This is a genomic window from Nitrosomonas sp. (assembly GCF_043753625.1).
Lineage (GTDB): Bacteria > Pseudomonadota > Gammaproteobacteria > Burkholderiales > Nitrosomonadaceae > Nitrosomonas.
In genome coordinates this window covers 20,286-28,894 of the sequence record NZ_JAYUWI010000136.1, presented here as the reverse complement: position 1 = coordinate 28,894, position 8,609 = coordinate 20,286, and the positions used below count along the sequence as shown (strand labels likewise).

Genomic DNA, 8,609 nt, shown 5'->3' with positions numbered 1-8,609 from the left:
AATCAGGTAATCGATTTGATTGAGAAAGTTTCCTTTGCGAGTGCGGCGGGTGACATCAAACTCTGAAAAACTCATATCAATTAACTCAACAATATGATTAAAAACGTTATTATATCATCATCCACACCTGAAAATGACTCTAGCCGTGCAAAGTTCTCTATATACAGACAGGAACTGTTAGACGAAGCGGTTGTGAGAATCATTATGATGACTGGGGAAGAGATAGAAGATCGATACGACATTGAGTTTGAGCAGATAGGTTGCGACAAAGACCACGTACATATACTTTGTACGGCACATCCGAAAATTGCACTAGGTCAGATTGTTAGGGTGTTCAGAAGCATAACAGCGTGGGAATTGTTTAAGAAGAAGCCGGATTTGAAACGAGATCTGTGGAGTGGTGGAGTTTTGGACGGATGGTTATTATGTTGCAACTGTAGGGGAAAGAGCGGATTGGGGGGCAGTATGTAAAGAATCAGGGCAAACCAAAAGAAGAGCTGCGTCAGCTTGAGCTTTTCTAATACCCCGTGGTCTTGCCACGGGGATGTTTATTATGGAGCACCTAAATAACAGCAAAAATTTTTAAATCTTGGACTCAAATTTAACCTGATCTACTATAGCCTCTTTATTTAAGCTTTGTTTCTTTGTATTTGACATGCTTTCGTGCGACAGGATCAAACTTCATTAACTCCAGTTTCTCTGGTTTTGCACGTTTGTTTTTTGTGGTTGTATAGAAATGACCTGTTCCAGCTGAGGATTCAAGTTTTATCTTTTCACGCATTATGATGACTCCTTAACTTACTTTGATTAGTATCTTAAACGCTTTTGCCTTCTGAGCGCATTTTGGCGATCACTGAATCTATACCATTCTTATCGATTGTGCGTAATGCAGCATTTGATAATCGTAAGTTAATCCAGCGACTCTGGCTTTCAACCCAGAACTTGCGGCGTTGCAGATTAGGCAAGAAACGTCTTTTGGTTTTATTGTTTGCGTGAGAAACATTATTGCCGGACATCGGCTTTTTGCCGGTTACTTCACATACTCGTGCCATAATAGCGCACCCCATGAATTCTTAAAAGGAGAGATTATATCCTGATTTAAGTTATTTACTCAAATGTAACTGCTTAAATATTCAAGAGTGATGAGAGTATTTATCAAAATTAAATATAAATTCACAATGTCTTCTTAATTAAGTACCATTTATTTGTGAGCTTTGTATTCAAATTAAATCCTGTTCGGCAAATGATAGGATAGTACCGTTACCAACAATAAAGTGATCCAATACTTTGACATCAATCATAGCCAATGCTTGCTTCAAGGATTGAGTGAGTACTTTGTCTGCATGACTAGGTTCTGCCATGCCAGAAGGGTGATTGTGTGCAAAAATGATGGCTGCTGCATTGTGATATAACGCGCGTTTGACGACTTCCCGAGGATAAACGCTGGTTTGGGTCAATGTGCCGCTAAATAGCTCTTCAGTAGCAATGGCATGATTTTTAGCATCAAGAAAGATACCGATAAAAACTTCGTGTTGTTTATTTTCCAGACTCAAGCGTAGAAAATCTCGAACCAATTGCGGTGAACTTATTGCATCCCCGCTCTTTAGCTCCTCACTTAGCGCACGGCGTGCCATTTCTAACACGGCTTGTAGTTGTGTATATTTTGCAATTCCCATGCCGGGTAATTGACAAAAACTAATCTGATTGGCCGCAAATATATTGGTTAGGCTGCCGAAATGTAAAAGTAATTCTCTTGCGAGATCTACGGCGCTTCTCCCGGTTATACCGGTACGAAGAAATATGGCCAGTAGTTCTGTATCGGAAAGGGCAGTGACGCCTTTCTGCAATAGCTTTTCTCGTGGTCGCTCAGATATAGGCCAATTTGGAATCGCCATAAAATATGGTTGATCGCTAAGTCATGTAAAATGAGATCGATTGTAAGTACGTCACAATCAGTTGTTGAGATAGTCAGCTCTACTATTTTATTTTACTGATAGCGGCATGCAGTGCAGCCATATTGAGTAGAATGAGCAAACAGGTGCTTATTTTATTAATATCTACTTTAATTAACATCACCTTAGTAATGGATTTAGTTTATTCAGAGAAATCTTCTAATATGACAACATGTTTATCTTCTCTATCTAAGAAGCGCCTGTTACTTGGTGTAACAGGCGGCGTGGCTGCCTACAAAGCAGCGGAATTGGCGCGTCTGCTAACACAAGATGGGATTGAAATACAGACGGTAATGACGCAATCTGCTTGTTATTTTGTTGGGCCAGTAACATTCCAGGCATTGACAAATAATCCGGTTCATACCGATTTATGGGAAACCAATGTTGCACATAATATGGCGCATATTAATCTATCCCGTAATGTCGATATGATTTTGGTAGCGCCTGCCAGCGCTGATTTTATTGCTAGACTTGCCGGTGGTATGGCAGATGATCTATTGGCGACATTATGCTTGGCGCGTGATTGTCCGCTCATACTAGCACCCGCTATGAATCGGCAAATGTGGGAGAATCCCGCGACACAACGTAATTTGTCTTTGTTGCAACATGATGGTGTCAAAATAATCGGCCCGGCGAGTGGTGCGCAGGCTTGTGGTGAAATGGGGATGGGTCGTATGCTGGAAGCCAGCGAGCTGGCAGAAATGGTGCGAGCTGCGTTTCAAGCAGGTGGCTTATTGCAAGGCAAAAAAGTTTTGGTGACAGCCGGACCGACGTTTGAAGCAATTGATGCCGTGCGGGGTATCACCAACAAAAGTTCCGGAAAAATGGGGTATGCCGTTGCTCGGGCTGCAGTAGAAGCGGGTGCAACGGTTACACTTGTTTCTGGCCCGACATGTTTGGTGCTGCCAGCAGTAGATAAACTCATTCATGTGGTAAGTGCAGAGGATATGTTGCATGCCGTGCAGGCGGAAATATCGCAGGCCGATATTTTTATCAGTGTTGCGGCTGTTGCTGACTATCGTGTGGCAAAATCCAGTCAACAGAAGATAAAAAAATCTGATAAAAAGTTATCAATAGAATTGGTTCCCAATCCGGATATTCTGATGATGGTATCTAGCTTGCCCGAACCACCTTTTTGCGTTGGCTTTGCAGCAGAAACAGAGGATCTTGAGAAAAATGCAGAAATGAAGCGGCGCAAAAAGAATTTACCCTTATTGGTTGCCAATTTGGCTCAAGATGCCATCGGTGCTGATGAGAGTGAGTTGATTTTGCTGGATGATGCCGGTAAGCATGTTCTTCCCAAAGCATCAAAAATGGAACAAGCGCGGCATTTGATAAAGCATATCAATTTGCTTTACAAGCAATAAAATGAAAAATATTAATACTTAAGCGTATGAAAAAAATTGATATCAAAATTCTGGATGAACGTTTAATTGAACAGCTTCCCACCTATGCCACACCGGGTTCAGCTGGTCTGGATTTGCGTGCTTGTATTGAGCTGCCTGTCACGATTAATCCGGGTGAAACTCTTCTGATTCCAACAGGAATCGCATTGCATCTAGCCGATACGGGTCTGGCCGCATTGGTGCTGCCACGTTCTGGATTGGGTCACAAGTATGGGATTGTATTGGGAAATCTGGTGGGTCTGATTGATTCGGATTATCAGGGGCAGATTTTTGTTTCCTGCTGGAACCGTGGACAGACTTCGTTTCACCTTAACCCATTGGAGCGTATCGCACAGCTCGTTGTAGTACCTGTTGTACAGGTCGAATTCAATAGAGTGGATAGTTTTGATCAGAGCGATCGGGGTGAAGATGGTTTCGGCAGTACAGGTAAGCATTGATGTGCGATGGTTCGAAACGATTCTTGCTTTGCTGGCGATAGTTTCTGCGGATTCCAGTTCCTTGGAAGTAGACCCTATCCCATTGAAAATGGGCGATACACACTTCTGGCAGAACCAGCGCATACCCAACACGAGTATGCGCTGGTTCTCAGCAAGGAAGATGGCCGCACAGGTACTTAAGTTGTCGGGCTGGAGAAAGCACCCGCAGCCAATTGATATTCTAGTGCAGGCGGGGGAGCATTCCTTTTAATCCGCGCATCATCTTGGACATTCCGCCTTTACTCATCATTTTCATCATTTTTCTGGCTTGCTCGAATTGTGCCAATAAACGATTAACTTCTTGTACAGAAACACCTGCTCCTGCGGCGATTCGTCGTTTACGTGAAGCTTTCAGGATTTCAGGTTTAATACGTTCTTGCTTTGTCATGGAATTAATGATGCCTTCCGTCCGGCTGATTATTTTGTCGTCCACTTTTACATTTTGTGCGGCCTGACTTAACTGCGCAGGCAATTTGTCCATCAGCGCGCTCATCCCGCCCATATTACGCATTTGTTGAAATTGTGCCTTGAAATCGTCTAAGTCAAATACTTTGCCCGATTTCATTTTCTTCATCAACTTCTCAGCTTCTTGCTGATCAGCGTTTCGGTGTGCTTCTTCAATCAATCCAAGCACATCCCCCATGCCCAGAATACGTGATGCCATCCGATCAGGATAAAATGCTTCCAATCCGGTTAATTTTTCCGCAATGCCGGTAAATTTGATGGGTTTCCCGGTAATGTGTTTGACCGATAGCGCTGCACCACCACGCGCATCGCCATCCAATTTAGTGAGAATGACACCGGTTAAAGGGAGGGCATCGGAAAATGCTTTGGCTGTATTAACTGCATCCTGTCCTTGCATTGCATCGACAACAAACAAGGTTTCAATCGGTTTTAACAGTGCTTCAAGTTCACTGATCTCCTGCATCATGGCTTCATCAATACCTAATCGGCCAGCAGTGTCCACGATCATTACATCATGATGATGCTTGCGTGCATAATCCAATGCAGCGGCACCAATTTCTCCAGGTTTTTGTCCGTCCTTAACGGGAAAAAAGTCAGCACCAGTTTGGCCAGCCAGAATTTCCAGTTGATGAATAGCAGCCGGACGGTAGATATCACAGGAAACTAATAATACTTTCTTTTTCTTTTGTTCTATTAGCCACTTGGCCAGCTTGCCGCTGCTGGTAGTTTTACCGGCACCTTGCAATCCCGCCATAAGAATAACGGCGGGCGGTACTGTGGAAAGATTCAGATCAACTTTCTCTCCACCCATAATCGTAATTAACTCTTGATGAACCACCCCAACGAGCGCTTGTCCAGGTGTAAGGCTATTCATGACTTCATGACCCACGGCTTTTTCTTTAACGCGCGCAATGAAATCTTTGACTACCGGTAAAGCCACATCAGCTTCCAGTAATGCCATACGGACCTCGCGCAAGGCATCTTGTATATTGCTTTCAGTAAGCCTTGCTTCGCCGCGTAATGTTTTAATGACACCGTTAAGACGGCTGGTCAGATTGTCAAACATACTTAAACCTCACAGAAACGATCGTTATAGGACAAAGTGATCATTCAAATTTTAATAAATATCCGGGTTAGCTCTTTGAATTTGTTAAAGCGCCATGTAGACTAAACAGTTATTCCGGCCTTTTAATATTTGTACTATCAATGACCAGCATTTTAACTTATCTCGCAGCCTTTTTGCTTTATATCCTGATCGGTTGGTTTTTTTGGCGAAATACTTGGTATCAAGCATCATCAAAAGCTAGTGATCGTGTGCTGGTGACGATTACCTGGGCACATTATGCTATGCTTGCTCCTTTGTTATTGCATGCCATGACGTTGTATCAGTCGATGTTTATTGGCGCAGGCCTCAGTTTTGGTTTGAGTAATGCGATTTCAACCATTGTCTGGCTAACCGTATTCATTTACTGGTTCTCGGGGTTTTTTAATCGTTTACAGGGATTGCAAACCTTGGTTGCGCCCGTTGCAGCAGCGGCAGCCATTGCGGTGTTATTGCCGTTATTTTTTCCATCGTTACGTCCTCTTGATAACACCGAATTGCCTGCATTTAAAGCGCACTTACTGGTTGCTATGATGGCCTATAGCCTATTGACGATAGCGGCGGTACACGCATTATTGATGACCGTAGTCGAACGCCATTTACATCACCCTGCCACCCGCTCGATACTAACAAATCTGCCGCCGCTACTGGCGATGGAAAAACTATTGTTCCACATCATTTGGATTGGATTTATTTTACTTACTTTGACGCTCCTGAGCGGCGTAGTGTTTTCAAAAGAAGTATTCGGTCAGCCGCTAACATTCTCACACAAAACGCTGTTTGGTTTTATCTCCTGGGGAGTATTCGCAGCACTGTTGGCCGGCAGGCAGCTCTACGGCTGGCGGGGGCGGATAGCCATTCGCTGGACCCTGGTGGGATTTATTACACTATTACTCGCTTATATCGGCAGTAAGTTTGTGTTGGAGATCATACTAAATCGATAGTCTGCTGATACCGGTTTTTTGTGATTGGTGATCAGAACTTCGGAATGTTCTACTGTCCTACAGAAAACTGGCAGATTAGCTTTTCGTGCGATGGATTCGAATAACTTCTTTGAGATGCCGTAGGCCACGTATAACCTGTGCAAGATGAGATCTATTGTTGATTTGCAGGATAAAACACATATGCATGAAATCGTTCTCGTTTTCCATGGCGATGTCGTCAATATTTGATTCGGTTTTGGCTATTTCGGCAGCGACTCGTGCCAGTACGCCCTGTTTATTTACTGCCGTAACTTTGATACTGGCCTCAAACGTTCTAGTGATGTCTTTACCCCAGGCTACATCCAGGTAATTTTCCGAGTTCTTTTGACTGCTGGTGACATTGGCACAATTATGCGTATGGATGATCAATCCGGAGTCTTTCTTGATTACGCCGATAATGGCATCCCCAGGGATTGGGCGGCAGCATTTTGCAAATTGAACGGTCAATCCTTCCGTCCCCAATATGGTAATTGGACCAGCTATCTGGTCATTGGAGCTGGATTCCAATGGGGATGTTAGCCTTTTTGCCACTACTGCAGGGAGTTGTTTTCCCAGAGCCATTTCAGTCAGTAACCCTTCCTTGGATTTGACGCCGCTGTCGCGTACTAATTTTTCCCATTGTGTATCATTTATTGTGTCAGGATTAATATTAAAAGACAGTAGAGCCTGATTTAACATGCGTTCACCCAATTTGACCGATTCGTCATATTGAATTGTTTTTAGAAAGTGGCGAATGTGTGAGCGCGCTCGTCCAGTTGCTACATAACTGAGCCAGGAAGGATTCGGTTTCGCATACGGTGCTGTGACGATCTCTACGCGATCACCACTTTTAAGTTTGGCGCGCAGCGGTGCGTTCTCGCCATTAATTTTGACAGCTACACAACAATTACCCACATCGGAATGGACTGCATAAGCAAAATCGACGGCGGTGGAGCCTCGTGGAAGTGTTAGAATTTTTCCTTGCGGGGTGAAAACAAAAACATCACCTGGAAACAAATCAATTTTAAGATGTTCCAAAAACTCCAGAGAATCTGTCGAGCCGCTGAGCGTTTCCAGTAAATTCTGCAGCCATTGGCTGGTTTGCAGGTGCAGATCATTAAAATCTGCATCTGAGCTTTTGTAGAGCCAGTGCGAAGCAACGCCATTTTCGGCGATTCGGTGCATTTCTGCGGTGCGAATCTGTATTTCTATCGGAATGCCGAACGGGCCCAATAAAGTGTTATGTAGCGATTGATAACCATTGGTTTTGGGGATTGCAATGTAGTCCTTAAATTTACCAGGAATTGGTTTATACAAGCTATGTAGCATGCCTAGTGCGACATAGCACGCAGGAATATCTTTGACAATAACGCGGAAGCCATAAATATCCAGTACTTCAGAAAATGAAAGTTGTTTCTCGACCATCTTCATATAAATGCTATAAAGATGCTTCTCACGTCCGGTGACTTCTGCATTCAACCCCGATTCTTTTAACTTTATATCAATGGCTTCTAGAATCTTTCCGACGATTTCACGACGATTGCCGCGCGCCGCTTTGGTTGCTTTGACCAACACTTTATAGCGCATGGGATAAGAATAGCGAAATCCCAGTTCTTGTAATTCCTGGTAGATATTATTGAGTCCCAGCCGATGCGCGATCGGTGCATAAATTTCGAGGGTTTCACGTGCAATGCTTCGCTGTTTGGCAGGGAGCATGGCTTCAAGTGTTCGCATATTGTGCAGCCGATCAGCCAGTTTGATGAGTATGACACGCACATCTCGCGCCATCGCCAGCAGCATCTTGCGGAAATTCTCAGCCTGCGCTTCTTCTTGCGATTGAAATTCAATTTTAGTGAGTTTAGACACACCATCAACCAGTTCCGCCACAGGTTCTCCAAATCTTTCATTGATTTCAGCTTTGGAGATATCCGTGTCTTCTACGACATCATGCAATAAGGCAGCCGTTAGCGTAGGTGCATCGAGACGCAGTGTACAGAGGATCCTAGCTACTGCTACTGGATGAGAAATATAGGGCTCACCTGATTTCCGGAATTGTCCGGAATGAGCACCTTGACCAAATAAATAAGCACTTCTAAGTTGATTAACATCTTCTGGTTTAAGATATTGGGAGGTTTCAGAAAATAGAAGTTCTGCTTCAGGCATGGAATTTGATTTGTTTGGCGTGCATCAGGTAGGTTATTTTGACTTTCTTCAGAATAACTTTAACCGGCTATCTTTCGCAAGCC

Annotated in this window: 10 protein-coding genes; 5 read left to right on the top strand and 5 right to left on the bottom strand. The window is 43.8% G+C overall.

The genetic code is table 11. The features are described from left to right. Positions 1 to 93 precede the first annotated feature (93 nt). Complete coding sequence (tnpA, locus tag ACH10T_RS11635) at positions 94 to 471, top strand: IS200/IS605 family transposase (protein ID WP_394809439.1); 378 nt, start codon at positions 94 to 96, stop codon at positions 469 to 471. A 154-nt stretch (positions 472 to 625) separates the two neighbouring features. Here the strand turns inward: tnpA and rpmG are convergent, their stop codons facing one another. The 3 genes from rpmG to radC form a co-directional block, all read right to left on the bottom strand. Beyond that, positions 626 to 781, bottom strand: coding sequence for a 50S ribosomal protein L33 (rpmG, locus tag ACH10T_RS11630; RefSeq protein WP_013966630.1), 156 nt, complete (start codon positions 779 to 781; stop codon positions 626 to 628). A gap of 34 nt (positions 782 to 815) precedes the next feature. Continuing rightward, positions 816 to 1,052, bottom strand: a complete 237-nt coding sequence (gene rpmB / locus ACH10T_RS11625; protein ID WP_394809438.1) for a 50S ribosomal protein L28 — start codon at positions 1,050 to 1,052, stop codon at positions 816 to 818. Between the two features lie 168 nt (positions 1,053 to 1,220). Beyond that, positions 1,221 to 1,895: a DNA repair protein RadC gene (gene radC / locus ACH10T_RS11620; protein WP_394809437.1), complete on the bottom strand. Its 675-nt coding sequence runs from the start codon at positions 1,893 to 1,895 to the stop codon at positions 1,221 to 1,223. Positions 1,896 to 2,116: 221 nt separating this feature from the next. Between radC and coaBC the strand changes: the two genes are divergently transcribed. From coaBC to ACH10T_RS11605, 3 genes are read left to right on the top strand one after another with little or no spacing between them, the layout of a single operon-like run. Then, a complete protein-coding gene (gene coaBC / locus ACH10T_RS11615; protein WP_394809436.1) occupies positions 2,117 to 3,319 on the top strand; it encodes a bifunctional phosphopantothenoylcysteine decarboxylase/phosphopantothenate--cysteine ligase CoaBC in 1,203 nt (400 codons plus the stop codon). Between the two features lie 26 nt (positions 3,320 to 3,345). Then, positions 3,346 to 3,795, top strand: coding sequence for a dUTP diphosphatase (gene dut / locus ACH10T_RS11610; RefSeq protein WP_394809435.1), 450 nt, complete (start codon positions 3,346 to 3,348; stop codon positions 3,793 to 3,795). Then, a complete protein-coding gene (locus ACH10T_RS11605) occupies positions 3,761 to 4,045 on the top strand; it encodes a hypothetical protein (protein ID WP_394809440.1) in 285 nt (94 codons plus the stop codon). Before dut ends, ACH10T_RS11605 begins: the two co-directional genes overlap by 35 nt. On the opposite strand, the gene ffh is transcribed toward ACH10T_RS11605, so the two are convergent. Then, a complete protein-coding gene (gene ffh, locus ACH10T_RS11600; RefSeq protein WP_394809434.1) occupies positions 4,016 to 5,365 on the bottom strand; it encodes a signal recognition particle protein in 1,350 nt (449 codons plus the stop codon). The genes ACH10T_RS11605 and ffh overlap by 30 nt on opposite strands. Before the next feature lie 140 nt (positions 5,366 to 5,505). On the opposite strand from ffh, the gene ACH10T_RS11595 reads away from it, so the two are divergent. Continuing rightward, entirely contained in the window at positions 5,506 to 6,345 is an 840-nt protein-coding gene (locus ACH10T_RS11595; RefSeq protein ID WP_394809433.1) for an inner membrane protein YpjD, read from the top strand. A 75-nt stretch (positions 6,346 to 6,420) separates the two neighbouring features. Here the strand turns inward: ACH10T_RS11595 and ACH10T_RS11590 are convergent, their stop codons facing one another. Then, on the bottom strand, positions 6,421 to 8,526 hold the full coding sequence (locus tag ACH10T_RS11590) for a RelA/SpoT family protein (protein WP_394809432.1): 2,106 nt from the start codon (positions 8,524 to 8,526) through the stop codon (positions 6,421 to 6,423). Positions 8,527 to 8,609: the final 83 nt, after the last annotated feature.

What these genes read in the sequence shown, in the direction of transcription:
- radC (WP_394809437.1), bottom strand. Translation starts at nt 1,895, where the DNA reads ATGGCGATTCCAAATTGGCCTATATCTGAGCGACCACGAGAAAAGCTA.
- ffh (WP_394809434.1), bottom strand. Translation starts at nt 5,365, where the DNA reads ATGTTTGACAATCTGACCAGCCGTCTTAACGGTGTCATTAAAACATTA.
- ACH10T_RS11590 (WP_394809432.1), bottom strand. Translation starts at nt 8,526, where the DNA reads ATGCCTGAAGCAGAACTTCTATTTTCTGAAACCTCCCAATATCTTAAA.
- tnpA (WP_394809439.1), top strand. Translation starts at nt 94, where the DNA reads ATGATTAAAAACGTTATTATATCATCATCCACACCTGAAAATGACTCT.
- rpmG (WP_013966630.1), bottom strand. Translation starts at nt 781, where the DNA reads ATGCGTGAAAAGATAAAACTTGAATCCTCAGCTGGAACAGGTCATTTC.
- ACH10T_RS11595 (WP_394809433.1), top strand. Translation starts at nt 5,506, where the DNA reads ATGACCAGCATTTTAACTTATCTCGCAGCCTTTTTGCTTTATATCCTG.
- coaBC (WP_394809436.1), top strand. Translation starts at nt 2,117, where the DNA reads ATGACAACATGTTTATCTTCTCTATCTAAGAAGCGCCTGTTACTTGGT.
- rpmB (WP_394809438.1), bottom strand. Translation starts at nt 1,052, where the DNA reads ATGGCACGAGTATGTGAAGTAACCGGCAAAAAGCCGATGTCCGGCAAT.
- dut (WP_394809435.1), top strand. Translation starts at nt 3,346, where the DNA reads ATGAAAAAAATTGATATCAAAATTCTGGATGAACGTTTAATTGAACAG.